Annotated in this window: 24 protein-coding genes, 2 tRNA genes and 1 riboswitch; of the genes, 12 read left to right on the forward strand and 14 right to left on the reverse strand. The window is 68.4% G+C overall.

The window, feature by feature from the left end:
* Positions 1-85: 85 nt before the first annotated feature.
* Positions 86-478 (reverse strand): putative quinol monooxygenase, encoded by a 393-nt coding sequence (locus EDF69_RS11365; RefSeq protein ID WP_132881990.1) that lies wholly within the window; start codon positions 476-478, stop codon positions 86-88.
* Positions 478-1,386, reverse strand: coding sequence for a class I fructose-bisphosphate aldolase (locus tag EDF69_RS11370; protein ID WP_132881989.1), 909 nt, complete (start codon positions 1,384-1,386; stop codon positions 478-480). The genes EDF69_RS11365 and EDF69_RS11370 overlap by 1 nt, the downstream gene beginning before the upstream one ends.
* A 154-nt stretch (positions 1,387-1,540) precedes the next feature.
* On the opposite strand from EDF69_RS11370, the gene EDF69_RS11375 reads away from it, so the two are divergent.
* Both EDF69_RS11375 and EDF69_RS11380 read left to right on the forward strand, forming a co-directional pair.
* On the forward strand, positions 1,541-2,020 hold the full coding sequence (locus EDF69_RS11375; protein ID WP_165889946.1) for a vgr related protein: 480 nt from the start codon (positions 1,541-1,543) through the stop codon (positions 2,018-2,020).
* Positions 2,017-2,502, forward strand: a complete 486-nt coding sequence (locus EDF69_RS11380) for a hypothetical protein (protein WP_132881987.1) — start codon at positions 2,017-2,019, stop codon at positions 2,500-2,502. The genes EDF69_RS11375 and EDF69_RS11380 overlap by 4 nt, the downstream gene beginning before the upstream one ends.
* A gap of 184 nt (positions 2,503-2,686) precedes the next feature.
* Here EDF69_RS11380 and EDF69_RS11385 read toward each other — a convergent pair whose 3' ends face one another.
* Genes EDF69_RS11385 through tkt form a run of 4 tightly spaced genes read right to left on the reverse strand, consistent with a single transcriptional unit; the run spans position 2,687 to position 7,410 of the window.
* Positions 2,687-3,877 carry a phosphoglycerate kinase gene (locus EDF69_RS11385; protein ID WP_132881986.1) on the reverse strand — a complete coding sequence of 397 codons (1,191 nt, stop codon included), beginning with the start codon at positions 3,875-3,877 and terminating at the stop codon, positions 2,687-2,689.
* Positions 3,874-4,380 (reverse strand): MOSC domain-containing protein, encoded by a 507-nt coding sequence (locus tag EDF69_RS11390; RefSeq protein WP_132882065.1) that lies wholly within the window; start codon positions 4,378-4,380, stop codon positions 3,874-3,876. The genes EDF69_RS11385 and EDF69_RS11390 overlap by 4 nt, the downstream gene beginning before the upstream one ends.
* A gap of 5 nt (positions 4,381-4,385) precedes the next feature.
* Positions 4,386-5,393, reverse strand: a complete 1,008-nt coding sequence (gene gap / locus EDF69_RS11395; protein ID WP_132881985.1) for a type I glyceraldehyde-3-phosphate dehydrogenase — start codon at positions 5,391-5,393, stop codon at positions 4,386-4,388.
* 49 nt (positions 5,394-5,442) lie between these two features.
* Positions 5,443-7,410, reverse strand: coding sequence for a transketolase (tkt, locus tag EDF69_RS11400; protein ID WP_132881984.1), 1,968 nt, complete (start codon positions 7,408-7,410; stop codon positions 5,443-5,445).
* A 124-nt stretch (positions 7,411-7,534) separates the two neighbouring features.
* On the opposite strand from tkt, the gene EDF69_RS11405 reads away from it, so the two are divergent.
* The 4 genes from EDF69_RS11405 (at position 7,535) to EDF69_RS11420 (ending at position 9,017) form a co-directional block, all read left to right on the forward strand.
* Positions 7,535-7,723 (forward strand): hypothetical protein, encoded by a 189-nt coding sequence (locus EDF69_RS11405; RefSeq protein WP_132881983.1) that lies wholly within the window; start codon positions 7,535-7,537, stop codon positions 7,721-7,723.
* Positions 7,723-8,073 carry a cell division protein ZapA gene (locus EDF69_RS11410; RefSeq protein ID WP_132881982.1) on the forward strand — a complete coding sequence of 117 codons (351 nt, stop codon included), beginning with the start codon at positions 7,723-7,725 and terminating at the stop codon, positions 8,071-8,073. Before EDF69_RS11405 ends, EDF69_RS11410 begins: the two co-directional genes overlap by 1 nt.
* A 180-nt stretch (positions 8,074-8,253) precedes the next feature.
* Complete coding sequence (locus EDF69_RS11415; protein WP_132881981.1) at positions 8,254-8,808, forward strand: 5-formyltetrahydrofolate cyclo-ligase; 555 nt, start codon at positions 8,254-8,256, stop codon at positions 8,806-8,808.
* Entirely contained in the window at positions 8,808-9,017 is a 210-nt protein-coding gene (locus tag EDF69_RS11420) for a DUF2842 domain-containing protein (protein ID WP_132881980.1), read from the forward strand. Before EDF69_RS11415 ends, EDF69_RS11420 begins: the two co-directional genes overlap by 1 nt.
* Positions 9,018-9,245: 228 nt before the next feature.
* Here EDF69_RS11420 and EDF69_RS11425 read toward each other — a convergent pair.
* The 5 genes from EDF69_RS11425 to EDF69_RS11445 form a co-directional block, all read right to left on the reverse strand.
* A tRNA-Asp gene (locus tag EDF69_RS11425) sits at positions 9,246-9,322 on the reverse strand.
* A gap of 214 nt (positions 9,323-9,536) precedes the next feature.
* Positions 9,537-9,613: transfer RNA gene (locus tag EDF69_RS11430), tRNA-Asp, on the reverse strand.
* A gap of 21 nt (positions 9,614-9,634) precedes the next feature.
* Entirely contained in the window at positions 9,635-10,852 is a 1,218-nt protein-coding gene (locus EDF69_RS11435) for an AI-2E family transporter (RefSeq protein WP_339538759.1), read from the reverse strand.
* A 454-nt stretch (positions 10,853-11,306) separates the two neighbouring features.
* The gene (locus EDF69_RS11440) at positions 11,307-11,843 is read right to left on the reverse strand and encodes a hypothetical protein (RefSeq protein WP_132881978.1); all 537 of its coding nucleotides are present in this window, start codon (positions 11,841-11,843) and stop codon (positions 11,307-11,309) included.
* Positions 11,843-12,364 (reverse strand): hypothetical protein, encoded by a 522-nt coding sequence (locus EDF69_RS11445; RefSeq protein ID WP_125960151.1) that lies wholly within the window; start codon positions 12,362-12,364, stop codon positions 11,843-11,845. Before EDF69_RS11445 ends, EDF69_RS11440 begins: the two co-directional genes overlap by 1 nt.
* Positions 12,365-12,503: 139 nt before the next feature.
* On the opposite strand from EDF69_RS11445, the gene EDF69_RS11450 reads away from it, so the two are divergent.
* Complete coding sequence (locus EDF69_RS11450) at positions 12,504-13,199, forward strand: HAD family hydrolase (protein WP_132881977.1); 696 nt, start codon at positions 12,504-12,506, stop codon at positions 13,197-13,199.
* A 70-nt stretch (positions 13,200-13,269) separates the two neighbouring features.
* On the opposite strand, the gene EDF69_RS11455 is transcribed toward EDF69_RS11450, so the two are convergent.
* Complete coding sequence (locus tag EDF69_RS11455; protein ID WP_132881976.1) at positions 13,270-15,096, reverse strand: DUF885 domain-containing protein; 1,827 nt, start codon at positions 15,094-15,096, stop codon at positions 13,270-13,272.
* 33 nt (positions 15,097-15,129) lie between these two features.
* Between EDF69_RS11455 and EDF69_RS11460 the strand changes: the two genes are divergently transcribed.
* Positions 15,130-15,933 (forward strand): DUF2490 domain-containing protein, encoded by an 804-nt coding sequence (locus EDF69_RS11460; protein ID WP_132881975.1) that lies wholly within the window; start codon positions 15,130-15,132, stop codon positions 15,931-15,933.
* Between the two features lie 63 nt (positions 15,934-15,996).
* Here the strand turns inward: EDF69_RS11460 and uvrB are convergent, their stop codons facing one another.
* Complete coding sequence (gene uvrB, locus EDF69_RS11465; protein WP_132881974.1) at positions 15,997-18,189, reverse strand: excinuclease ABC subunit UvrB; 2,193 nt, start codon at positions 18,187-18,189, stop codon at positions 15,997-15,999.
* 158 nt (positions 18,190-18,347) lie between these two features.
* Between uvrB and EDF69_RS11470 the strand changes: the two genes are divergently transcribed.
* The 3 genes from EDF69_RS11470 to EDF69_RS11480 all read left to right on the forward strand — a co-directional run bounded on the left by EDF69_RS11470 (position 18,348) and on the right by EDF69_RS11480 (position 21,410).
* Positions 18,348-19,160, forward strand: a complete 813-nt coding sequence (locus EDF69_RS11470) for a ferredoxin--NADP reductase (RefSeq protein ID WP_132881973.1) — start codon at positions 18,348-18,350, stop codon at positions 19,158-19,160.
* Between the two features lie 166 nt (positions 19,161-19,326).
* Positions 19,327-19,437: riboswitch (SAM-I-IV-variant riboswitch) on the forward strand.
* A gap of 42 nt (positions 19,438-19,479) precedes the next feature.
* Positions 19,480-20,544 (forward strand): threonine aldolase family protein, encoded by a 1,065-nt coding sequence (locus EDF69_RS11475; protein WP_132881972.1) that lies wholly within the window; start codon positions 19,480-19,482, stop codon positions 20,542-20,544.
* 98 nt (positions 20,545-20,642) lie between these two features.
* Positions 20,643-21,410 (forward strand): SDR family NAD(P)-dependent oxidoreductase, encoded by a 768-nt coding sequence (locus EDF69_RS11480; protein WP_125960075.1) that lies wholly within the window; start codon positions 20,643-20,645, stop codon positions 21,408-21,410.
* 144 nt (positions 21,411-21,554) lie between these two features.
* On the opposite strand, the gene EDF69_RS11485 is transcribed toward EDF69_RS11480, so the two are convergent.
* Positions 21,555-23,075: a fumarate hydratase gene (locus tag EDF69_RS11485; protein ID WP_132881971.1), complete on the reverse strand. Its 1,521-nt coding sequence runs from the start codon at positions 23,073-23,075 to the stop codon at positions 21,555-21,557.
* A 116-nt stretch (positions 23,076-23,191) separates the two neighbouring features.
* Here EDF69_RS11485 and ligA point away from each other — a divergent pair, with 116 nt between their 5' ends.
* A complete protein-coding gene (gene ligA, locus EDF69_RS11490) occupies positions 23,192-25,321 on the forward strand; it encodes an NAD-dependent DNA ligase LigA (protein ID WP_132881970.1) in 2,130 nt (709 codons plus the stop codon).
* The last annotated feature ends 107 nt before the right edge of the window (positions 25,322-25,428 follow it).

A 25,428-nucleotide genomic window follows, 5' to 3' on the forward strand; every position in this document is an offset into this window, starting at 1 on the left:
AGTTGGGGGCGGCTCGCGAGATGCGGAGAGGTTTCCCAACTGGGCCCCGGCCTTCGCCGGGGTACCGGTGCGGGTACGGGTACCGTCAGGCGCCGGCGAGGAAGCTGCCGGGGACCGGGCGGGTCTCGGCGCTGAGGTCGAAGCCGGCGATCAGGGGGCGACCCTTGGCGATCGCGTCCCGGACGGCCGGGAGCTTCAGCGAGGCAGTGTGGCTTTCCTTGGCGTCCCAGAGTTCGGTGATCCAGATCGCGTCCGGATCGCCCGCATCCTCGGCGATCAGATACGCCAGGCAGCCCGGCATCGCGTCGGTGCCGCTGGCGAGGATGGCGACGAGCTCGGCGCGGGTGCCGGGCCTTGCCTTGATCTTGCCGATCATGCCGAAACCTGCGGTCGTGCCTGCCATCGCCACCTCTCCGTTGAGAAGGCGCCCGCCGACCAGCGCGAGCGCGAGCCCGGCCAGCAGCGGGCGCCGCTCCATCAGTCCTGACCCTGATAGATGCCGATGATCTTGTCGAGCATCGCCAGCGCCTCGTCGCGCGGACGCTGGAAGGTGTTGCGGCCAATGATCGAGCCGTTGCCGCCGCCGTCGCGGATGTCGCGTGCGTCCTGGTAGACGGCGTCGGCACCCTTGGCGGCGCCGCCCGAGAAGACGACGATGCGGCGGCCGTTGAAGCAGCTCTTCACGACATGGGCAACGCGCTTGGCCTGGGTGGAAGCGTCGAAGCCCTCATAGACCTTCTTGGCTTCCTTCTGCTCGATATGGTCGGTCGGCAGCTTCACCTTGATGATGTGCGCGCCGAGCAGCGCCGCCATGTGCGCCGCATAGGCGCCCACGTCGAGCGCCAGTTCACCTTCCTTCGACAGGGTGCCGCCACGTGGATAGGACCAGATCACGGTGGCGATGCCGACCGACTTGGCCTGGGCCGAAAGCTCGCGGATCTCCTCCATCATGTCGAACACGTCGTCGGCGCCCGGATAGATGGTGAAGCCGATCGCCGAGCAGCCGAGGCGGAGCGCGTCGTCGACGCCGCCGGTCACCGCCTGGTTGATGCCGGTCGCCCAGCTGTTGGAGGAGTTGACCTTCAGGATGGTCGGGATCTGCCCGGCGAAGGTGCCGGCGCCCGCCTCCAGCATGCCGAGCGGCGCCGCATAGGCCGAGAGGCCGGCGTCGATCGCGAGCTGGAAGTGGTAGTGCGGGTCGTATGCCGGCTCGTTGACCGCGAAGCTGCGCGCAGGGCCGTGCTCGAAGCCCTGGTCGACGGGCAGGATGACCAGCTTGCCGGTGCCGCCCAGCCGACCCTGCATCAGGATGCGGGCGAGGTTCGCCTTCACGCCGGGATTGTCGGACTCGTAGTTCGCGAGAATTTCTCTGACGATCGGCGTCATTCTGGAGGTCTCCCATGCTGCTGGTTCGCTGCGGCTGTTACCGCTTGCCTGACTTCGTTAGGCGGGCACCGCCGGCCCCACAAGGGCAGCCCGGCCATGGGAGCGCTCACTTCGTCGCGGTGCAACAAACTCGGGCTCGACGCGTATGTCCGGGATGCCTGAACGGCCCCCTGCGACCCCGCGCCACCGCCCGTTGAGCCCCGGCGAGACAGCCATGCTGCGCGGCGTGTTCGGCGAGGGCATCGACTATGCCCGCGTGCGCATCCACCCGCGAAAATGGTGGTTCGTGTTTCCGGGCAACCGGCCGATGGCGCCCAATGGGCATGCCTATTTTCCCGGCGACAGCCATGTTCCCGATTTCGCCGCGCCGGGCGTGCCGCTATGGCGCAAGGCGAGCTTCGTGCACGAGGGGACCCACCTCTACCAATGGTATGGGCTGAAGCAGTGGGTGTGGGTGCGCGGGCCGTTCCAGCGCAATTACGACTATCGGCTGGAGCCGGGGAAACCCTTCACCGCCTATGGGCTGGAGCAGATGGGGATGATCGCCCAGCATTATTTCACGCTGGCGAACGGCGGCCGCATCCCCCTGCCCTATACGCTGGCGGACTATGCCCCGCTGCTGCCGCTGGCATGAGGCGGCCGCTGCTGGCGCTGGCCGTCGTGCTGGCGGGATGCTCGAGCCAGAGCGCCGACGATCCGGACTGGCATTCGAGCAAGCGCGCGACCGACCTGGTCGTGGAGGAAGCCCTTGCGGCCGAGCCGCCGGACTATGCGCGGGCAATCACCGCGATCGAGCGATCCGGGCGGCCGAGTGCGACGGTGGCGCTGGAGGCGGGCAATCTGATCGTTGCCGGGCATCGCGAAGTGCAGCCGGAGCGACGGCCGGCGGCGACGCTGGACCAGGGACTGTCGCTGCTCGAACGGGCTGCGAACGGTCGCGGCGAAGCGGCTGATATCGCGCCACAACATCTGCGGCTCTGGTTCGAGCGCGGGGTCGGCAGCGGCGTGTACCAGGCGATGCCGCCGCGGCCCGAGCTGGCGCGATGCTGGCGGGCGGTGGAGGACCGGGAGATGCGCGCGGCGGCGTGTATCGCGATGCGGGGTGGCGGGCGGTAGGGGCCGGGCGCGCCGCGAAGTGTTCCGTGCTCCCGCGGAGGCGGGAGCCCAGGGTACAAAGGGCTACGCGCCGTTGGTCTGCTTGGCCCTGGATCCCCGCCTGCGCGGGGATACGGGATGTGAGCCGCGGGACGTGGCGTTCGGGACCCTGGGCCCCGGCCTTCGCCGGGGTACGAGTTCCGCGTTAGCGCGCCAGGGCGGCGACGCCGGGGAGTTCGCGGCCTTCCATCCACTCCAGGAAGGCGCCGCCTGCGGTGGAGACGAAGGTGAAGGCGCCCGCCGCGCCGGCCTGGTTGAGGGCTGCGACCGTGTCGCCGCCGCCGGCGACCGACACGAGCGAGCCGTCGCTGGTGAGCGCGGCGGCCGTCTTGGCGAGCGACACCGTCGCGGCATCGAACGGCGGCGTCTCGAACGCGCCGAGCGGGCCGTTCCAAACAAGCGTGCGGCAGTTCTTGAGCACGTCGCCCAGCGCCTCGACCGCGGCGGGGCCGACGTCGAGGATCATCTCGTCGGCGGCGACCTCGTGGACGTTGACGGTGCGCGTCGGCGGGTTCGGCCGGAATTCGGTCGCGACCACCACGTCGTACGGCAGGTGGATGGTGCAGCCGGCCTTGTCAGCGGCGTCGAAGATTTCCTCGGCGGTGCCGGTGAGATCGTGCTCGCACAGGCTCTTGCCGACGTTCACGCCGCGCGCGGCGAGGAAGGTGTTGGCCATGCCGCCGCCGATGATGAGGTGGTCGACCTGCCCGACCAAATGCTTGAGCACGTCGAGCTTGGTCGAGACCTTGGCGCCGCCCACGACCGCCGCGACCGGATGCTCGGGGTTGCCGAGCGCCTTGTCGAGCGCGTCGAGCTCGGCTTCCATCTGGCGGCCGGCGAACGCCGGCAGCTTGTGTGCGAGGCCCGCCGTCGAGGCATGGGCGCGGTGCGCGGCGGAGAAGGCATCGTTGACGTAGAGGTCGCCAAGCGCCGCGAGGCGATCGACCACGGCGGGATCGTTCTTTTCCTCGCCGCCGAAGAAGCGGGTGTTTTCCAGCAGCGCGATGTCGCCCGGCTGGAGCGTGGCGACCGCGTCGGCTGCGCCCTCCCAGTCGATGTAGCGGACCGGGCGGCCGAGCACTTGGCCGAACGGGATCGCCAGCTGGGCGGTGGAGAATTCCGGGCTCGGCACGCCCTTGGGACGACCGAAGTGGGCGAGCACCAGCACGATGGCGCCGCGATCGGCGAGTTCGGTGACGGTGGAGATCGCCGCGCGCAGACGGGTGGCGTCGGTGACGTGGCCGTCGGCCATCGGCACGTTCAGATCCTCACGGACCAGCACGCGCTTGCCCGCGATGTCACCCATGTCGTCCAGGGTCTTGAAATTGCGTGTCATGTCTCGATCCTGATTGTGTCGCCCACGGCGATCGTTCCGCCCGCCAGCACGCGCGTGCAGGCCCCGCCGCGCCAGTCCGGCAACAGCGCCTCGAAGAGCCCCGGCACCAGCGCGTCCATGCGCTGGCACGGGTCGCATTCACAGGTGATTTCCAGCACCACGTCGGCGCCGATGCGCAGCCGCGTGCCGGGCACCTGCGGCACGTCGAACCCGTCGACCAGCAGGTTGGCGCGACGTTCCTGCCACGGGAGGGCTCGGCCGACCGCGGCAGTGGCCGCTTCCCAGTCGCCGCGCTCCATCAGCGTCACCTGGCGCTTGCCGGTGCCGCCGGGCTTGCGCCGGCCGCGGTGGTCGCCGGCGATGCCGGCTTCCACGCTGACGTCGGCGCGGTCGAGCACCTCCATGGGTGCCCGTACAAAGGCGTGGCGCGCGATGCCGGCGATCGTGCCGACCCGCGCGCCCGCTTGCCCGTCCTCTCCGGCATCCGCCAGCGCGACGGGCATCGACATCAGCCGAACTTGGCCATCGCGCAGGCGGTGTCGACCATGCGGTTGGAGAAGCCCCACTCGTTGTCGTACCAGCTGACGACGCGCACCAGCTTGCCGTCGATCACCGCCGTCTCCAGGCTGTCGACGGTCGAAGACGCCGGCGTGTGGACGATGTCGATCGAGACGAGCGGCTCGTCCGAATAGACCAGGATGCCCTTGAGCGGGCCCTCTTCCGACGCCGCCTTCAGGATGGCGTTGACCTCTTCCTTGGTCGTGTCGCGCTTCGGCGTGAAGGTCAGGTCGACGAGGCTGCCGTCCGGCACCGGCACGCGCACCGACGAACCGTCGAGCTTGCCCTTGAGCTCCGGAAGCACCTCACCCACCGCGCGGGCAGCGCCCGTGGTCGTCGGGATGATCGACATGGCGGCCGCACGCGCGCGACGCAGGTCCTTGTGGATCTGGTCCAGGATCTTCTGGTCGTTGGTGTAGGCGTGGATCGTGGTCATCAGGCCACGCTCGATCCCGATCGAGTCGTTCAGCACCTTGGCAACCGGCGCCAGGCAGTTGGTGGTGCACGATGCGTTGGAGACGATCGTGTGGCCGGCCTCCAGCTTGTCGTGGTTGACGCCATAGACGACGGTAAGATCGACGTTCTTGCCAGGAGCCGAGATCAGCACCTTCTTGGCGCCGCCATCGATGTGCTTCTGCGCGCTGTCGCGATCGGTGAAGAAGCCGGTGCACTCGAGCACCAGTTCGACGCCGTTTTCGCCGTGCGGCAGGTTTGCAGGATCGCGCTCTGCCGTCACCTTGATGCGCTTGCCGTCGATCACGAGGTCGTTGCCGTCGGCCGAGACTTCACCCGGATAGCGGCCGTGGATGCTGTCGCGGCTGAACAGCCAGGCGTTGGACTTGGCGTCCGACAGGTCGTTGATGGTGACCAGTTCGAGGCCGCAGTCCGGGCGCTCCAGAATGGCCCGCGCAACCAGGCGGCCGATGCGCCCGAACCCGTTGATCGCTACCTTCGTCATGTTGCCGATCCTTTCACTTGGATGGTCCATGCCCGCGTTGCCGCGAGCCTCAATTCTCGAGCGCAGCCGCAACCTTGGTGGCGATCGCGTCCGCGGTCAGTCCGAAATATTCGTAGAGCTTGGGCGCCGGGCCGGAGGCGCCGAACCGGTCGATGCCGAAGCGCAGGCCGTCGAGGCCCGTGTAGCGTTCCCAGCCCATGGTGGTGCCCGCCTCGATCGAGACGATCAGCGCGTCCGCCGGTAGCACATCGCGACGATAGTCGGCAGGCTGTGCATCGAAGCGCGACCAGCAGGGCATGGACACCACATCGGCACCGATACCCTGCGCTTCAAGCTGCGCGCGGGCAGAAACCGCGAGTTCGACCTCGGAGCCGGTGGCGACGAGCACCACGCGGCGCGGCGCCTCGGCCGCGACCAGGCGGTACGCACCCTTGGCGCACAGGTTCTCCGAGGCGTCGGTGCGCAGCTGCGGCAGGTTCTGGCGCGACAGCGCGAGCAGCGACGGGCCGGTCGCGTCCTGAAGCGACAATTCCCAGCACTCGGCCGTCTCGATCGTGTCGCACGGGCGATAGACGTCGAGGTTGGGGATCAGCCGCAGGCTGTTGAGGTGCTCGATCGGCTGGTGGGTCGGGCCGTCCTCACCGAGGCCGATGGAATCATGCGTCATGACATAGATGACGCGCGCGTTCTGGAGCGCCGACAGGCGGATCGCCGGGCGGGCATAGTCCGCGAACACCAGGAAGGTGCCGCCGAACGGGATGATGCCGCCGTGGAGCGCCAAACCGTTCATCGCCGCGGCCATGCCGAACTCGCGGATGCCGTAATAGACATAGCGGCCGGCATAGTCGTCGCGGTTGAGCGGCTGCAGCGCCTTGGTCTTGGTGTTGTTCGAGCCGGTGAGATCGGCGGAGCCGCCGACGGTTTCCGGCAGCTGCTCGGTGATGGTGCCGAGCACCAGTTCCGACGCCTTGCGGGTCGCGAGCTTCTGCGGATTGGCCAGCAGGCCGTCGAGGTAGGGCTTGAGCGTGAAGCCCTCGGTCAGCTCGCCGGTCATGCGGCGGCGGAAGGTCGCGCCTTGCGAATCGGCGTCGCACCGCGCCTCCCAGGCGAGGCGAACGTCGCGGCTGCGGACGCCGGCGGCGGCCCAGGTTTCTGCGATCTCCTCCGGCACCTCGAACGCCTCGGGCTCCCAGCCCATGGCGAGGCGCGTCTTGGCGACGATGTCGGGGCCGAGCGCTGCGCCGTGGACGGCGCTGGTGCCTTCCTTGCCGGGCGCGCCCTTGCCGATGATGGTGCGGCACGCGATCAGCGACGGACGCGGATCGGCGATGGCTTCGTCGATCGCGCGGCAGATGTCGGCGGGGTCATGGCCGTCGCAGGCGACGGTGTGCCAGCCGGTCGCGGCATAGCGCGCGGCGACATCCTCGCTCGACGACAGCTCGACCGCGCCGTCGATGGTGATGCGGTTGTCGTCCCACAGCACGATCATGCGGCCGAGGCCGAGGTGGCCGGCAAGGCCGATCGCCTCGTGGTTGATGCCTTCCATCAGGCAGCCGTCACCGGCGATCACCCAGGTGCGGTGGTCGACCAGGTCATCGCCAAAGGTGGCGTTGAGGTGGCGCTCGGCGAGCGCGAGGCCGACGGCGGTAGCCAGGCCCTGGCCGAGCGGGCCGGTGGTGGTCTCGATGCCCGGGAGCTCAAAGTTTTCGGGGTGGCCGGCGCACGGGCTGTGCAGCTGGCGGAAGTTCTTGATGTCGTCGATGGTCGGGCGCGCATGGCCGGTCAGGTGCAGCAGTGCATAGATCAGCATCGAGCCATGGCCGGCCGACAGCACGAAGCGGTCGCGGTCCGGCCATTTGGGATCGGCGGCATCGAACTTGAGGTAGCGGGTCCACAGCACCGTCGCCACGTCCGCCATGCCCATCGGCATGCCCGGGTGCCCGGAGTTGGCGGCCTCCACCGCATCCATCGCAAGCGCACGAATCGCGTTGGCGAGCAGGGTATCCGAGGCGGCCATGAGTCATCCTTGTGACGGCGCGGTCCCCCTTGACCGCGTATGCCCGCCTTTGGGGCGGCGACCCGCCTTCGTCAACCGGCGAGCCGTGCTTGCGGCGGCCGGTCACCCCTCCTATCCGGGAACCATGGACCAGCCCCAAGCGAACCCAGGCCTCGCCCGCATTGACGCCGCGCTCCGGCGGATCGAAGCGGCTGCGCGCGCCCGTGCGGCTGCGGCCGAATCGCTCGAGCAGCGGCACGCGGCGCTGCGGGCCAGCATGGCGGAAGCGATCACCGCGCTGGACCAGGTAATCGCGGGCCAGGGCGACGACTGATGGCGCAGGTCAGCTTCACCATCGCGAATCGCTCCCACAGCGTCGCCTGCCGCGACGGCGAGGAGCCGCACCTGCTGGCCCTGGTCGAGCGGCTGCAGCGGCATGCGCCGGCAGCGATGCGGGCCTCGGCGGGGACCTCGGCGGAGCGGACGCTGCTGCTGATCGCGCTGATGCTGGCGGACGAGCTGGACGAGCGCGACCGGACGCCTGCCACGCCACCCGCCGCACCTGCGCCCGAGCCGGCAGCACCGGTGCAGGAGCCGGAGCTGCCGCAGGACCTGCTCGACGAAATCGCCGAACGGCTGGAAGCCGTCGCGGCAGCCCTTGAGGATCACGGCCACGTCGCCTAAGTTGGTCCACGGCGGGCACTGCCCGGTACGAGCCTTCATTATCCCTGAGGCTATTCATCATCCATGGGGGCTGTCCCTGCGCAGATCCTGGTCTGACGTACATGGTCCCCACCTGACGTACTGGGCGTCAGTGGATATCGCGGCCAACGGCCACGGCGGTCCCGCCACCCGCTCCCCCCGATGACGCTCGACAAAAAAGCCCTGCGCGCCCAGCTGCGCGCCGCTCGCGACGGGTTCTTTGCCGAGCACCGCCCGCGGCTGGCCGTGCCGGAGCTGCTGCGCGCGCGGCTGGCGCCGGGCGTGGTGGTCGCAAGCTATCTGCCGGTCGGAAGCGAGGCGGACCCCGCCCCGCTGGTCGACGCGGCACGAGAGGCTGGCTGCGTGCTGGCGCTCGCCTGGGTAGCGGACCGCGCGACGCCGATGGAGTTCCTGCGCTGGGACGCGGACACCGCGATCGAGGCAGGCCCGATGGGGCTGCGCCAGCCGTCCCGCAGCGCGCCCGTGGTGGTGCCGGACGTGATCCTGGCGCCCTTGGTGGGGTTCGATGCGACGCTCAACCGGCTGGGCCAGGGCGCCGGCTTCTACGACCGCGCGTTCGTGCAGCATGACGCGGCCTGGCGGCTGGGGCTCGCCTGGTCGGTGCAGCAGGTGCCCGAGCTTCCCGCCGATCCCTGGGACGTGCCGCTGCACGCCATCCTGACAGAGCAGGCGCTGCACCTGGCGGAGCAACGTTGATGCAACCGACCTGGCGCAAACCCGTGGGGATGCTCGGTATCCTGGCGTTCATCCTGTTCTGGCTGGTCGCGGTCGCGAGCCTGTCGCCGTGGATCGGCGCCCTGCCCGCGCTCGTGCAGATGCTGGTCTATGGCTTGGCCGGGGTGGCGTGGATCGCGCCGCTGAAGCCGGCGCTGCGGTGGATGGAGACGGGGCGCTGGCGGCGTTGAGCGCGGGCTGATTGCAAGCCGCGTACCCCGGCGGAGGCCGGAGCCCAGTTGCGATGTCTCCTGAGATCGCGCGCTGCCCTACCCAGCCGTGCCCAACTGGGCCCCGGCCTTCGCCGGGGTACGATCGTGAGGCTCTGACAGTCGCCGTCAGCGGGATCAGGCAAATCGTCGATGTGGGAGTGTTCGCAAGCGGCGGATCCTGCCATCGGCGGTTCAAGACCGCTGCAATGGCGCGAGTGACGGGGCTCGAACCCGCGACCTCCGGCGTGACAGGCCGGCGCTCTAACCAACTGAGCTACACCCGCTCGCTTGCGAGGAGGCGGGCTCTAGGCGAGCGATCGGGACCTGTCAAAGCCAGAATTGGCCGATCTCGCGATTTTCGCAAAAAAGTTTCGGAGGCGTATCGAAAGGCCGCAATGCCCGCGCAGACGAGTGCCTGTGAGGTCGATGTCGCGATGTCCCAGGGAGAGTTTCGCAAGCGGCGGATCAGCCATCGGCGGCTCTACGAAACCGCTGCAATGGCGCGAGTGACGGGGCTCGAACCCGCGACCTCCGGCGTGACAGGCCGGCGCTCTAACCAACTGAGCTACACCCGCTCGCTTGCGAGGAGGCGGCCTCTAAGCGAGGGCCCCGGACCTGTCAACCGCCTTCCCATCGGGTTTTTCGCCGGCCGACGCGTTCCCGGCCTGAACCGGGGTGCCGGGCGGTGCGACGTCATTCACGAGCGTGCCGTGCTCGAACAGGAAGCCCGCGATGTCGGGCTTGCCGGCCGCCTTCACGACCGTCTGGATGATGATGAGCAGCGGCACCGCGAGCAGCGCGCCGGGTGTCCCCCAGACCCATCCCCAGAAGCTGAGCGCCACCAGGATCATGAGCGGGCTGATGGTCAGGCGATGGCCGACGATCAGCGGGGTGACGACGTTCGCCTCCACCAGATGCGCGCCGACCATGATCGCGGCCGGCAGCAGCGCCCACCAGACGTCGGTGAAGGTCATGAGCCCGCCCAGCGCCAGCAGCGCCGCCGACAGGATGGGGCCGAAATAGGGAATGTAGTTGAGCACGGCGACGATGCCGCCCCACATGAGCGGCGTCGGCATCCCCACGAACCACAGGGCACCCGCCACCAGCAGCCCCAGCGTGAGGTTGATGAAGGAGATGGTGCCCAGATAGGCGGAGGTGAAGTCGACCACGTCCTGGATCACCCGCGCCGTCGCCATCGCGCCACCAAAGCTGGTGCGGCTGGTGATCGCCGAGCGCCTGAGCCGCGTCCAGCCGGCCAGGAAGAAGTAGATCACCAGGATCGCGAAGAACATCTCGATCAGCGCGGAGGGCGCCGTGCTGGCGGTGAAATCGAGCAGCGACGCCGGGCGCTCGGCCGTGGTGCCGGTCTGCCGGACGGGCGTGTTCGCGACGTTGGCAAGCAGTTCGTTCACGAACCGCTCCAGGTTGGAATAAAAGTCGATCAGCGGCGCGATGTTCTGCTGCACGCGCTCGATCCGCTCGGGCAGGATCTCCGCCCAGCCCCAGGCCGGCAGCACGATCGAGGCGATCGCGCCGTTGGCGACGACCAGGAACAGGAGCACGCACACGAAGGCGGCGAGCGGGGCTGGCAGCCGGCGGCGCTCCAGCCACTCGAGCAGCGGCACCAGCGCGATCGCGATGACGATGGCGGCGGTGAGCGGCAGGAAGAAGCGCGACCCCGCTTTCAGGGCGAACGGCAGGGCGAGGACCAGGCCGGCCCCCGCGATCAGGGTGAGCGCGGCGAGCAGGCGGTCGCGGCGCAGCTCTTCCTTGGGGGCGCCCTCCGCCGCTTCGGGCAGCGCCGGTTCGACCACGGTCGTGGCGGAAGAAGGGGCGGGAACGGATTCGGCGATACCGAAATGGTCCAAGTGCGGATGTCCTTTCGGTCGCACCGTAGCGGCTTTCCCGACGCGTGTAATCCCGTCCCGCTCGAAGCGTGCGCCGTAGATATGAAAGAGGCCGCCGAGCCCCCGCAGGGGCCCGACGACCTCAAGCATGGTCAGCGGCCGGAAGCTCCAGCCCGGGAGACCATGCGAACCGCGTTACGACGCCCGGTCATGCGACCGGGCCGCCGTTCAGCGGCGCGTCTCCCGAACGAACTGAACCGACCCCACTGCTGAACCATGAGACATCGGATCACCTCCTTTCGCTAGTTGAGCTAGAGCGTGACCGCTGCTGCGATCACGACCCGAATGTGTGACACCGCGCCCCTGCAAACAAGTCTTGTAATGCGCGGCAGATTCAACGACCTTCTTCCGCCTGCCCGGGTCAGCGGCCGCGACACGCGCGGATCACCGCAGCGATCGCGGGATCGGCCGGGACGGCAAGGACCGGCCCCTCCCCCAGCGACACCCCGATCGGACCCTTCACCTTCTGCAGCGCGGCGAGGAAGCGATCGTCGATGCTGGCGTGTGCCTCCACCTTGCGGCCGCTTGCGACCACCGGATAGGAGGCCGCGGCCATGCCCGTCACGATCCGCAGCATGGTGCCCGCCTCGACAGTGCCGCTGCGCAGGAAGACGAGCTGGCGGCGTGGGGAGTCGCAGCGGAGCGCAAAGGCCCCCGTGCCGCCCGCGTCCACGAAACGGGCGTTGCCCTTGCCCGTGTGCCATTGCCCCGAGGCGGGTGCGACACCGGCCAGCTCGGGCGCGGGCAACTCGCCCGGCGCAAGCGTGCCGACGTCGATCGGGACGGGCGCGGGCGTCGGCTTGGGAGCGGCTTGCTGCGTGGGGCTGGGCGCGGGTGCGGGCTGCTCGTCGGAACAACCCGCCAGCGCGAGCGCGAGCAGCCCTGCCCGCCACCCCATCACCCGCGGCAATCCTCCGTCAGGCGCAGCACCTCGGCCCAGGCAGGCACGACCAATGCCGCCTGGCCGGGCAGCTCCACGATGAAACGGCCGCGGCTGAAGCCCATCGCATCGAGCAACGGGTCCTGCGCGGGAAGCGCGGCGGCGACCGTCCCCGCCCCCGCCGTCACCGGAAGGGTCCGCGCGGTGCTGGAGGTGCGGATCGTCAGCGCGGCGCCGGGCGCGGCGGCACCCGTGCGGGTTAGCGTCACCTGGCGGCGCGCGCGGTCACAGCGAAGCGTCAGCACGGGTGCGGCGCCGGGGGTGCCGAAGGAGGCAACCGAGCCCTGCCCGTCCTGCGCATAGCGCCAGTCGCCGCGGGTGACCGGCCAGTCGCGCCAATCCCCCACCGGCGGCGGCGCCGGCGGTGCGACGGGCGCAGCGGCGACCGGCGCGGGCGGCGGAGGGGCCGGCGGCGGTTCGGAGGGACGGACGCACTGGGTCAGGACCAGCAGGGGCAGGATGAGGACGACGCGACGCATGTCCGGCTTATGGGGGAAGCCGGCGGACGGCTCAACCACCCCTCCCTTCTCCGCGCGGCGAGCGGTTCGCCGCAGATGCGGTTGGCCCCGTTCGTCCGATGCATGGCGTGGGCCGGCCCGGTTGCGCTATCCGGACGCCATGACGATCAAGCTCATCTGCCTCGATGCCGACGACACGCTGTGGCACAACATGCGGCACTTCCACGCGACCGAAGCGGCGCTGCTCGCGCTCATCGAGCCGTTCGCGGCCCGCGACATCGCCCGCGAGCGGCTGAACGCCTGCGAGGCGCGCAACCTGAAGCTCTATGGCTATGGGGCCAAGGGCTTCACACTGTCGATGATCGAGACGGCGATCGAATTGGCCGACGACCCGCTGCCCAAGGCGGTGATCGCCGAAATCCTGGCGGCGGGACGCGCGTTGCTGTCCCACCCGGTCGAGCTGTTCGAGGGGATCGCCGACACGCTGGAACAGCTGGCAGACCGAGGCCGGCTGGTGCTGGTGACCAAGGGCGACCTGCTCCACCAGGAAGCGAAGCTCGCCGCATCGGGACTCGGCGAGCGGTTCAGCGGGATCGAGATCGTCAGCGACAAGACGGCGGACACCTTCCGGCGGCTGTTCGCCCGGGAGGGCGTCGCGCCGGAGGAGGCGGTGATGGCCGGCGATTCGCTGCGGTCCGACATCAACCCGGCGCTGGACGCCGGCGCCTGGGCAGCGTTCATCCCGCAGGAGGGCGCCTGGTCGCACGAGCACGCACAGCTGCCCGCCGAGCACCCGCGCTTTTGCCAGCTGCGAACCCTCGCAGAACTGCCGGGGTGGATCGACGCGATCTCCTAGCTCGGCCGCGTCCCGGGCGGGAGCGGCATCACGGCAGCGCCGTTGCCGATTCCGCGCCGGGACGTTCGCCTCAACCGCGCTTGGAGGCGATCCAGCGGTCGATCTTCTGCTCCAGGATGTTCATCGGCAGCGAGCCCGTCATCAGCACCTGCGCGTGGAATTCCTTGAGATCGAACTTCGCACCCAGCGCCTGCTCGGCCCTGGCGCGCAGTTCCAGGATCTTGAGCTGGCCGATCTTGTAGGAGAGCGCCTGGCCCGGCATCGCGATGTAGCGCTCGACCTCGCTGGTGGCGTCGGTGCGGCCCATCGAGCTGTTGTCGAGCATGTACTTGATCGCCTGGTCTCGGGTCCAACCCTTGGCATGGATGCCGCTGTCGACGACCAGCCGCATCGCGCGCAGCATCTCGTCGTTCAAGCCACCGAAGCGCTGGTAGGGATCGGTCTCCATGCCGAGCTCGTCCCACAGCGTCTCGGCATAGAGCGCCCAGCCCTCGACATAGGCGGTGTTGCCGCCGAAGCGCATGAAATTGGGAAGCTCGGCATTCTCCTGCGCAAGGCTGATCTGGAAGTGATGCCCGGGCGCGCCCTCGTGCAGGTACAGCGTCTCCTGCCCCCAGGTGGAGCGGGAGGGCAGGTCGTACGTGTTGTAGTAGAAGGTGCCGGGACGCGATCCGTCCGGCGCGCCCTGCATATAGGAGCCGCCGGCGTCGGTCTTTTCGCGATAGTCGGGCACCGGGCGGATCTCGAGCGGGGTCTTGGGCAGCGTCGAGAAGAGCTCGCCCACGCGGGCGTCCACCCGCTTGCCGATCGCATAATATTCGTCGCGCAGCGCCTGCTTGCTGGCGGGACGGAAGCGGGGAGCGGTGCGCAGGAATTCGAAGAAGGCCGGCAGCGTGCCCTTGAAGCCAACCTGGGTCTTCACCGCCTCCATCTCGCGGTGGATGCGCGCCACTTCGCTCAACCCCAGCTTGTGGACGTCGTCGGCCGACAGCGGCAGCGTCGTGTTCTGTTCGATCAGGAAGGCGTAGAGCTTTGGCCCGCCCTTCATGTGGACGAGGCCGACGCCCTCGCGGGCAGCCGGCAGATATTCCTTGGCCAGGAAGACGCGCAGGCGCTGATAGGCCGGGCGGATCTCGTCGCGGATCACCGCGGCGGTCTCGGTACGAAGCCGCGCCTGGTCGGCGACAGGGATACCGGCCGGGAATGCCTTGAGCGGTGCGTAGAAGGTCGAACCCTCGACACCCTGCGCGAGTTGCAGGTCGAGCTGGTCGATCACGTTGCGCACCACCAGCTTGGGCTGGACGACGCCTGCGGCCATGCCCTGGCGAAAGCGATCGATCGAGGCGTCGAGGATCTGGGCATAGCGGTGGTGACGGCTGATGCTGTCCTGATAATCCTTCACCGTCTTGAACGGCGCCGCGCTCTGGCCGGACGCGAGGTCGGGATAGAAGGTGTGGATGCCGGTGAAATGGTCGATCGGGCGGACCACGTTCAGCGACAGGATGTCGGGGCTGAGCGCGCGCAGCCCGAGTTCGCCCTGCCATTTGAACACGTCATAGGCGAGCTGGTCCGTCGGCGAGAGCGCGGCCCGGTTGATGCGGCGCAGCGCCGCCAGGTCCCGCTCGCCGGCCGCCCGCTCCGCGTCGAAATAGGCGTCGCTGATCATGTCGCCGAGCTGGTCGGCATAGCGCATGTCGCCGCGGAACAGCGCGTTGAGCGGATTGCGGCGGAGATTGTCCTCGTCGCTCTGCTTGAACAGCGCGTGGAGGGCCGTGGCGGCGTCCACGGGCGCAGCCTCGGGCGCGGCCACGGAAGGCGGCGAAGAGGCAAGCGGCGGAGTCGTGGCGCAGCCTGCCAGAAGCGCCGCGGCCGAAGCGGCGAGAAGTCGAACGCGCAAGTGGATCCCCCCAAATACAACTGTGTTGCAGGGATGCAGCACCGCACCGGCCGAGGCAAGCGCCGTTCGGAGACCGGCCGCCTCCGGCGAGCGCCGCAGCTGTTCATCCCCGTTGTCCGCGACACGCTTTGGGCGCAGAGGGGCAGTGCCGAGACCGGCAGGAGGCCCGAATTGCGTTTTTCCGTTGCCCTGGCGCTTGCGTTGGCGGCCACTGCCACTCCGGCGGTGGCGCAGGAGCACGACGCGCAGCTGTGGCTGACGGCGAACGCCTCCACCGAGTTGCGCGAAGGGCTCAAGCTGGAGTTGGAGACCAACCAGCGGTTCAGCGATGACAGCGGCGAATTGTACGAAAGCCAGTATCTCGCCGCACTCACAGCCCAGGTCGCGACGGGGGTCACCTTGACCGGCGGGCTGAACCGTGTGGTCCGGCCGCGTGACGGCAAAGTTCAGAACACCGAATGGCGGCCGCGCCAGCAGATCGGGTTCGCGATCGCAAAGCTGGGTTCAGGTCAGCTGGCGGGTCGCGTTCGCCTGGAGCAACGCTTCCGAAGCGACGACAGCGAGACGGGGCACCGGGTTCGTCCCGAAATCACCTATACCCTGCCCGTCTACCGCGACGTCAAACTGCGTCTGGCGCACGAAAGCTACTTCAACCTCAACAGCACCGGCTTCCAGGACCGGGGACATGAGCGGATGCGCAACTGGGCCATCGCGACCGTGCCGGTCACGAAGAACCTCAGCGCGCAGCTCGGCTACATGAACCAGTATCGCTTCAACGACGAGGACCCGGACGTCATGGAGCACGGGCTGATGACGGCTCTGTACGTGACGTTCTGACGAGAAGGCGGGCGCGCGGCCATCGCGTCGCCTGCGCACCGCCCCTCCCGCGCCGCAGCCCGGCTATGCCCGCCGGTGGCTCATGCGGGTCTTCTGCTGCTTGCCGTAGCGGGTCTTGCGCGTACCCGGCTTGCCCTCGTTGGAGCGGCCCATCATCGGCGCCTTGTGCTCCGCGACGGGCAGGCCGAGTTCCTCGTTCTCCAGGCTGCGGATCTCGTCGCGCAGACGCCCGGCTTCCTCGAACTCCAGGTTCGCGGCGGCCTCGCGCATCTTCTTTTCCAGGCTCTCGATGTACGACCGCAGGTTGTGGCCGACCATGTGCGGCCGTTCCTCGTCGATCTCGACCGTGACCTGATCCTTGGACGCGACATGGGCGATGATGTCGCCGATGTTGCGCTTGATCGTGGTCGGGGTGATGCCGTGCTCGAGGTTGTACGCCTTTTGCTTTTCGCGGCGGCGATCGGTCTCGGCGATCGCGCGCTCCATGCTGCCGGTCATGCGATCGGCGTAGAGGATCACGCGGCCTTCGACGTTGCGCGCGGCGCGGCCGATCGTCTGGATGAGCGAGGTTTCGGAGCGCAAGAAGCCCTCCTTGTCGGCGTCCAGGATCGCGACCAGCCCGCATTCGGGGATGTCGAGACCTTCGCGCAGCAGGTTGATGCCGACCAGCACGTCGTAGACGCCCATGCGCAGATCGCGGATCAGCTCGATGCGCTCCAGCGTCTCGACGTCGGAGTGCATGTAGCGGACCTTCAGACCCGCCTCGTGCATGAACTCGGTCAGGTCCTCGGCCATGCGCTTGGTGAGGGTCGTCACCAGCGTGCGATATCCGGCCTGCGCCGTCTTCTTGGCTTCGTGGATCAGGTCGTCGACCTGTTCCTCGACCGGCTTGATCTCGATCGGCGGGTCGATGAGGCCGGTGGGGCGGATGACCTGCTCGGAGAAGACGCCGCCGGTCTGCTCCAGCTCCCAGCCGCCCGGGGTTGCCGAGACGCAGACGGTCTGCGGGCGCATCGCGTCCCACTCGTTGAACCGCAGTGGCCGATTGTCGATGCACGACGGCAGGCGGAAGCCATATTCGGCGAGCGTGATCTTCCGCCGGTGGTCGCCGCGGGCCATGCCGTTGACCTGGCCGATGGTCTGGTGGCTCTCGTCCACGAACAGCAACGCATTTTCGGGAAGATACTCGAACAGCGTGGGCGGCGGCTCGCCGGGAAGACGACCGGTGAGGAAGCGCGAATAGTTCTCGATGCCGGCGCAGCTGCCGGTGGCGGCAATCATTTCCAGATCGAAGTTGGTGCGCTGCTCCAGCCGCTGGGCCTCCAGCAGCTTGCCTTCGATGTGGAGTTCCTTCAGCCGCTCGGCCAGCTCATGCTTGATCGCCTCGCTCGCCTGCTTGAGCGTGGGTCCGGGCGTGACATAGTGCGAATTGGCGTAGACGCGCACCGAGTTGAGTTCGGCGACCTTCTTGCCGGTCAGCGGATCGAATTCGGTGATCGCCTCGATCTCGTCGCCGAAGAAGGTGATGCGCCAGGCGCTGTCCTCATAGTGCGACGGAAACAGCTCCAGGCTGTCGCCGCGCACGCGAAAGGCGCCGCGCTGGAAGGCGGCGTCGTTGCGCTTGTACTGGAGGGCGACGAGCTTGCGCACGATCTCGCGCTGGTCGACCATCTGCCCTTTCTTGAGGTCGAAGATCATCGCCGAATAGGTCTCGACCGAGCCGATGCCGTAGAGGCACGACACCGACGCGACGATGATGACGTCGTCGCGTTCGAGCAGCGAGCGCGTGGCCGAGTGGCGCATGCGGTCGATCGCCTCGTTCACCGAGCTTTCCTTCTCGATGTAGGTGTCCGACCGCGGCACGTACGCCTCGGGCTGGTAATAGTCGTAGTAGCTGACGAAATACTCGACCGCGTTGTCGGGGAAGAAGCTCTTGAACTCGCCATAGAGCTGCGCGGCCAGGATCTTGTTCGGCGCCAGGATCAAGGCCGGACGCTGGAGCGCCTCGATCGTCTTGGCCATGGTGAAGGTCTTGCCCGAGCCGGTGACACCCAGAAGCACCTGGTCGCGCTCGCCCGCCTGTGCGGCGGCCACGAGTTCCGCGATCGCGGTCGGCTGGTCGCCCGAGGCTTCATATTCCGAGACGAGCTTGAACGGCTTGCCGCCCTCCACCTTGGGCGGGCGTGCCGGCCGGTGGGGCACGAACGAGGGGCCGGTTTCCGGCTCGGCAAGGCTGGTGCGGATCTGGATCGCCATAGGTCGCCAATATGGGGACGCGGTGAAGCAGCGGCAACGCGGGGCACAAGCTTTGCTTTGGTTGACCGGGCGCCGTGCAGCCCATAGTGCGATGCCCTCGCAACAAGCCCAGGCAAGACGAACCGCGCCTGTCCAGACGCGGCTGAAGGAAGAAGTGCATGACCGACGTCCGCGAACCCGTGCTCATTCCGGAATCCAAGGCGTTCCTGAACGCCAAGGTGCTGTGGGTCCGCCATTGGAACGACCGGCTGTTCTCGTTCGCGGTCGAGCGGCCTTCGAGCTTCCGCTTCCGTTCTGGCGAGTTCGTGATGATCGGGCTGCCGGGCGAGACCAAGCCGATCATGCGCGCCTATTCGATCGCCAGCCCGCATTATGCCGAGGAGCTGGAGTTCCTGTCGATCAAGGTCGAGGACGGTCCCCTCACCTCCAAGCTCCAGCTGATCCAGCCGGGCGACGAAGTGTATCTGGGCAAGAAGCCGACCGGCACGCTCGTCACCGACGCGCTGACCGGCGGCAAGCGGCTGTTCTTCTTCTCGACCGGCACCGGCCTGGCGCCTTTCCTGAGCCTGGCGCGCGACCCGGACGTTTATTCCATGTTCGACCAGGTGATCCTGGTGCATTCGGTGCGCCAGGTGAGCGACCTCGCCTATCATGACGAGCTGGCGTCGCGGCTGGCGGACGACCCGCTGGTCTCGGAAGAGGCGCAGGCGCAGTTCCACTATATCCCGACGGTGACCCGCGAAGCGTTCCGCAACACGGGCCGCATCAACGACCTGATCGAGAGCGCCGCGCTGTTCGGTGAGCCGGTGCAGGGCCCGAAGAAGCTGGATCCGGAGACGGACCGCATCATGCTGTGCGGCAGCATGGCGATGATCCGCGACTTTGCCGCGATGCTGGAGGGCATGGGCTTCGTCGAGGGTTCCAACGCGGCGCCCGGCCAGTTCGTGATCGAGCGCGCCTTCGTCGATTGATCGAACCCGACCCCGCGCTTTCTTCACCGTGCTCCTGCGCAGGCAGGAGCCCAGGGCCAAGCAGAACAGCTGCTAGCGCATGATACTCTGGGCTCCCGCCTGCGCGGGAGCACGAAGCGGTGGCGCTCGCCCATCTTGCCGCGGCGCAGCGAGCTTGCTAGAGGCGCGCCAGCATCGAGAGTCGGGGCGACCCCGACACCAACCTGCTCCCGAGCAAGGTGGTGCCTTCGCGCTTCGCGGGAAGGGATGTGGCCGGTCGGCAAACCACGGGACCCAAGCCACGCGTCGCACCGACTCTCCAACGAGGTACGACAAAGGCATGATCCAAGAACCCCAGCAGTTCGCCAGCGACAACTACGCCGGCATTTGTCCCGCGGCATGGGCGGCGATGGACGAGGCCAATCGCGGCTATGTGCCCGCCTATGGCGAGGACCCGTGGACGCAGCGTGCCTCCGATTCGTTCCGCAGCCTGTTCGAGACGGACTGCGAGGTGTTCTTCGCGTTCAACGGCACCGCGGCCAATTCGCTGGCGCTGGCGGCGCTGTGCCAATCCTACCATAGCGTGATCTGCTCCTCCTCCGCGCACGTCGAGACGGACGAGTGCGGCGCGCCGGAGTTCTTTTCCAACGGCTCCAAGCTGCTGGTCGCGCAGACCGAGGGCGGCAAGCTGACGCCCGAGGCCGTGCGCGCGCTCGCGACCGGGCGCTCCGACATCCACTTTCCCAAGCCGCGCGCGGTGACGATCACCCAGCCGACCGAGACCGGGCAGGTGTATTCGCTGGAAGAGATTCGGGCGCTGTCCGCGACCTGCCGCGAGCTGGGCCTGCGGCTGCACATGGACGGCGCGCGCTTCGCCAACGCCTGCGCGGCGCTCGGCTGCTCGCCGGCCGACATGACGTGGCGCTCGGGCGTCGACGTGCTGTGCTTCGGCGGCACCAAGAACGGCATGGCGGCCGGCGAGGCGATCCTGTTCTTCGACCATGTCCTCGCCATCGACTTCGACTATCGCTGCAAGCAGGCGGGGCAGCTTGCCTCCAAGATGCGCTTCCTGGCCGCGCCCTGGGTGGGCATGCTGGAGAGCGGCGTGTGGCTGAGCAACGCCGCGCACGGAAACGAGTGCGCGCGGCAGCTGGCAACGGCGATCGCCGACCTGCCGGGCATCGAGCCGATGTTCCCGGTCGAGGCGAACGCCGTGTTCCTGCGCGCACCGGAGGCGGTGCTGGAGGGGCTGCGTGCGCGGGGCTGGCGCTTCTATACCTTCATCGGCGGCGGCGCGCGCTTCATGTTCGCGTGGGATGCGGACCTCTCCCGGGTCGACGCCCTCGCCCGGGACCTGCGCGCGGCGGTGACGGAAGCGAACCGCGGCGAGACGCTCGCCGCCTGAGAGGCGCCGAAGCGCCCGCGGGGTGCGGCGCCGTGGGGGAACCGCGCCGCATCCTCGTCCATTGCAGAAATCCTGGCATGCAACGGACGAGGTCTACCATGACGGATGCACGCAGTTTCGAAAACAAGGTCGCGATCATCACGGGAGCCGCAGGCGCCATCGGTGCCGAGACGGCAGTACTCATGGCCGAACGCGGCGCAAAGATCGTCGCGGTGGACATCGCCGGCGCCAATGTCGACGTGCTGAAGGAACGGATCGACGCGGATCGGCTGGTGATCGTGGAGGCGGACGTCAGCGACGAAGCGTCGGTGCGCAACTATGTCGAGGAAGCGAAGCGGGCGTTCGGCGGCCGCATCGACGTCTTCTTCAACAATGCGGGGATCGAGGGGCCGGTGAAGCCGATCGGCGACTATCCGTTGGACGCCTTCAAGAAGGTGATGGCCGTCAATGTCGACGGCGTGTTCCTGGGGCTGAAATACGTGCTGCCGGTGATGCTGGAACAGGGCGGCGGCGCGATCGTCAACTCGTCCAGCGTGGCAGGGCTGAGCGGATCGCCGGGGACCTCCGCCTATAACGCCAGCAAGCATGCGGTGCTGGGGCTGACCCGCGTGGCGGCGATGGAGGTCGCCGACAAGAACATCCGGGTGAACTGCATCAACCCCGGCCCGATCCACAGCCGCATGATGGATTCGCTGGACGAAGGCAGCAAGGGTTCGGAAGCCGAGCGCGCCAAGGCGCTGCCGGCGAAACGCTATGGGCGCCCCGAAGAGGTGGCGCAGCTGGTCGCGTTCCTCGCGTCCGACGCGGCGGGGTACATCAACGGCGCCTATCACCCCATCGATGGCGGCCTGCACGCGTCGACGTAATCGCCCTGCGTTCCTGGGCTCCTGCGCAGGCAGGAGCCCAGGGTTTCGCGATAACCGTCGTTGCTCTGCTTGGCCCTGGATCCCTGCCTGCGCAGGGATACGGGAGCCATGAGGACGGGGCGGCCCCTTCCCGCCTGACCGGCGTCAGGCGTTTTCGAGCAGGCGTTCCTTGGCGATCTTCTCGCGCCAGACGAGCGGCGCGAGCGTGTGGACGTTCTGCCCCTCCGCATCCACGGCCACGGTGACGGGGAAGTCCTGCACCTCGAACTCGTAGATCGCCTCCATGCCGAGGTCCTCGAAGCCGACGACCTTCGAACCCTTGATCGCGCGGGCGACCAGATAGGCCGCGCCGCCGACCGCCATCAGATAGGCGCTCTTGTTCTCGCGGATGGCGTCCGTCGCGGCCGGACCGCGCTCGGCCTTGCCGACCATCGCGAGCAGGCCCTGGTCGAGCATCATGCGCGTGAACTTGTCCATGCGGGTGGCAGTGGTGGGGCCGGCGGGGCCGACCACTTCCTCGCCGACCGGATCGACCGGGCCGACATAGTAGATCACCCGGCCCTTGAACTCGACAGGCAGCTCCTCGCCGCGGGCAAGCATGTCGGCGATGCGCTTATGCGCGGCGTCGCGGCCGGTGAGCATCTTCCCGTTGAGCAACAGGCGGTCGCCATGCTTCCACGACTGCACCACTTCCGGAGTTAGCGTATCGAGGTCGACGCGCTTCGCCTCGGCCGAGGGCTTCCACTCGACCTTGGGCCACTCGTCGAGCTTCGGCGCCTCCAGATAGACCGGGCCCGAACCGTCGAGGGTGAAGTGCGCGTGGCGGGTGGCGGCGCAGTTCGGGATCATCGCCACGGGCTTGGACGCGGCATGGGTCGGCCAGTCGAGGATCTTGATGTCGAGGATGGTGGACAAGCCGCCCAGCCCCTGCGCGCCGATGCCGAGCGCGTTGACCTTGTCGAACAGCTCGATGCGCAGCGCCTCGATGTCGTTCTGCGGCCCGCGCTGCTTGAGCTGCGCCATGTCGATCGCGCCCATCAGCGATTCCTTGGCGAGCAGCATCGCCTTTTCGGCGGTGCCGCCGATGCCGATGCCGAGCATGCCCGGCGGGCACCAGCCAGCACCCATCTGCGGGACCATCTCCAGCACCCAGTCGACGATCGAATCGCTGGGGTTCATCATCTTGAACTTGGTCTTGTTCTCCGAGCCGCCGCCCTTGGCCGCGACGTCGACCGACACCCGGTTCCCAGGCACCATCTCGACGTGCATCACACTCGGCGTGTTGTCGCGGGTGTTGCGGCGGGTGAAGGCGGGATCGGCCAGGATCGAGGCGCGCAGCTTGTTCTCCGGGTGGAGATAAGCACGGCGCACGCCCTCATCGACCACTTCCTGGAGCGAGCGGTTCGACTGGAGGCGGCAGTCCTGACCCCACTTCACGAACACGGTGACGATGCCGGTATCCTGGCAGATCGGGCGATGCCCCTCCGCGCACATGCGGCTGTTGGTGAGGATCTGCGCGATGGCGTCCTTGGCGGCGGGGCTCTGCTCGGCCTCATAAGCCTGGCCCAGCGCGCGGATGTAATCCATGGGGTGGTAGTAGCTGATGAACTGGAGGGCGTCGGCGACGCTTTCGATCAGGTCGGCTTCGGTGATGATGGTGGTCATTGCGGGTCCATGTTGGGTTTGGGCCCCTATGCAACATGGGGGCGGCCACGAAAACCGCTGTCGCATCGACGTGCGCGCGCCTTGATCGGCGCGGCGGCCGTGCGTACCGACCGGGCATGGACCCGCTGCCCCAGACCGACCAGGACGCCGCCCAGGAGCTCGCCGCGCTCTCCGCGGAGATCGCGCGCCACAACCAGCTCTATCACGACGCCGATGCGCCGGAGATCAGCGACGCGGACTATGACGCGCTGGTCCGCCGCAATGCCGCGATCGAGGCCGCCTTCCCGCACCTGGTGCTGAGCGACTCGGCGGCGCGTCAGGTGGGTGCGACGCCGACCGGGCACTTGGCCAAGGTGGCGCATGCGCGGCCAATGCTGAGCCTGGACAATGCTTTTACGGACGAGGAAGTCGCGGACTTCGTCGGGCGCGTGCGGCGGTTCCTGGCGCTGGGTGGCGATGCGCCGGTGGTGCTGACCGCCGAGCCCAAGATCGACGGGCTTTCCTGTTCGCTCCGCTATGAGGACCGGCGGCTGGTGCGCGCGCTGACCCGCGGCGACGGCGCCGTGGGTGAGGACGTGACGGCGAACGTCCGCACCATCGCCGACATTCCCGAGACTCTGCCCGAGGACGCGCCCGAACTCTTCGAGGTGCGCGGCGAGGTCTATATGGAGAAGGCGGCGTTCGCCGCGCTGAACGCACGGCTGCTGGCCGAGGCGGTCGATCCCGCCAAGGCGCGACAGTTCGCGAACCCGCGCAACGCGGCCGCCGGATCGCTGCGCCAGAAGGATGCGGGGGTGACCGCCACCCGCCCCTTGCGGTTCCTGATGCACGGGTGGGGCGAGACCAGCAGCCTGCCGGGCGAGACCCAGGCTGCCGTGGTGGCGGCGATCGCCGGCTGGGGCTTCCCCGTCGCCGACAGCTTCGCGCTGACCCCGACGCTGGAGGACGCGCTGGGAGTGTATCGGGCGATCGAGGCGCAGCGTGCGGACCTGCCGTTCGACATCGACGGCGTGGTCTACAAGGTCGACCGGCTCGACTGGCAGGCGCGGCTCGGCCAGGTCGGGCGCGCGCCGCGCTGGGCGCTGGCGCACAAGTTCCCGGCCGAGCGCGCGCAGACGACGCTGGAGCGGATCGACATCCAGGTCGGCCGTACGGGCAAGCTGACGCCGGTCGCGCGGCTGGAGGCGGTGACGGTCGGCGGCGTGGTCGTCACCAACGCGACGCTGCACAACGCCGACGAGATCGCGCGACTGGGCGTGCGGCCGGGCGACCGCGTGGTGCTGCAACGCGCCGGCGACGTGATCCCGCAGATCGTCGAGAACCTGACCCGCGACGTGGCGCGCGAGCCTTGGGCGTTCCCCACCCACTGCCCTGAGTGCGGCTCCGATGCGGTGGCCGAAGAAGGCGAGGTCGACATTCGCTGCACCGGCGGCCTCATCTGCCCGGCGCAGCGGGTCGAGCGCTTCAAGCACTTCGCCAGCCGTGGCGCGCTCGACATCGAGGGGCTGGGCGCGACCACGATCGAGGCGTTCGTGCGCGACGGGCTGCTGCATTCGCCGGCGGACATCTTTCGCCTGAAGGACCGGCGCGCCGACATCCTGGCGCGCGAACGCTGGGCGGAGATCTCGGTCGACAACCTGCTGGCCGCGATCGAGGCAAAGCGGGAACCCGACCCCGTGCGGCTGCTGTTCGGCCTCGGCATCCGCCACATCGGCATCGTAACCGCGCGCGACCTGCTCAAACGCTATGCCACCCTGCCCGCGATTCAGCTGCTGGCCGACGAGATCATCGCGTTGCGCCAGGGCATGGCGCCCGTGGTCGGCGAGAGCGACCAGAAGTTCCAGGCGCGCGTCGACAAGGCCATCGCCGAGCACATCGGCGTCGAGAACGTCGGCGCGGCGGTGGGCCACGCGCTCGCCGACTTCTTCGCAGAACCGCACAACCGGGATCTTTGGGCGGACTTGCTGGGCGAAGTATCGCCGCCCGCCTTCGTGCCGGAGATTCGCGACTCGGAAGTAACCGGCCTCACCGTGGTGTTCACCGGAACGCTGGAGACGATGTCGCGCGACGAGGCGAAGGCGCAGGCGGAGGCGCTGGGCGCGCGCGTCGCAGGGTCCGTGTCCGCCAAGACCGGGCTGGTCGTCGCCGGTGCGAACGCCGGCTCCAAGCTCAAGAAGGCCGCGGAATTGGGGGTCCGCGTGGTAAACGAGCGCGAGTGGGCGCAAATCGTTACGACAGCAGGCTAATTTCCGGGGAACCGCCAAGTGTGGCGTTTGTGCAACGCAGCAAAAAGCTTTTGGTTCCCCCTCCCCTCATTGTCACAAAGTCGACATATCAAGCGCCCACGGGGCGG

Source organism: Sphingomonas sp. JUb134 (assembly GCF_004341505.2).
Classification (GTDB): Bacteria; Pseudomonadota; Alphaproteobacteria; order Sphingomonadales; family Sphingomonadaceae; genus Sphingomonas.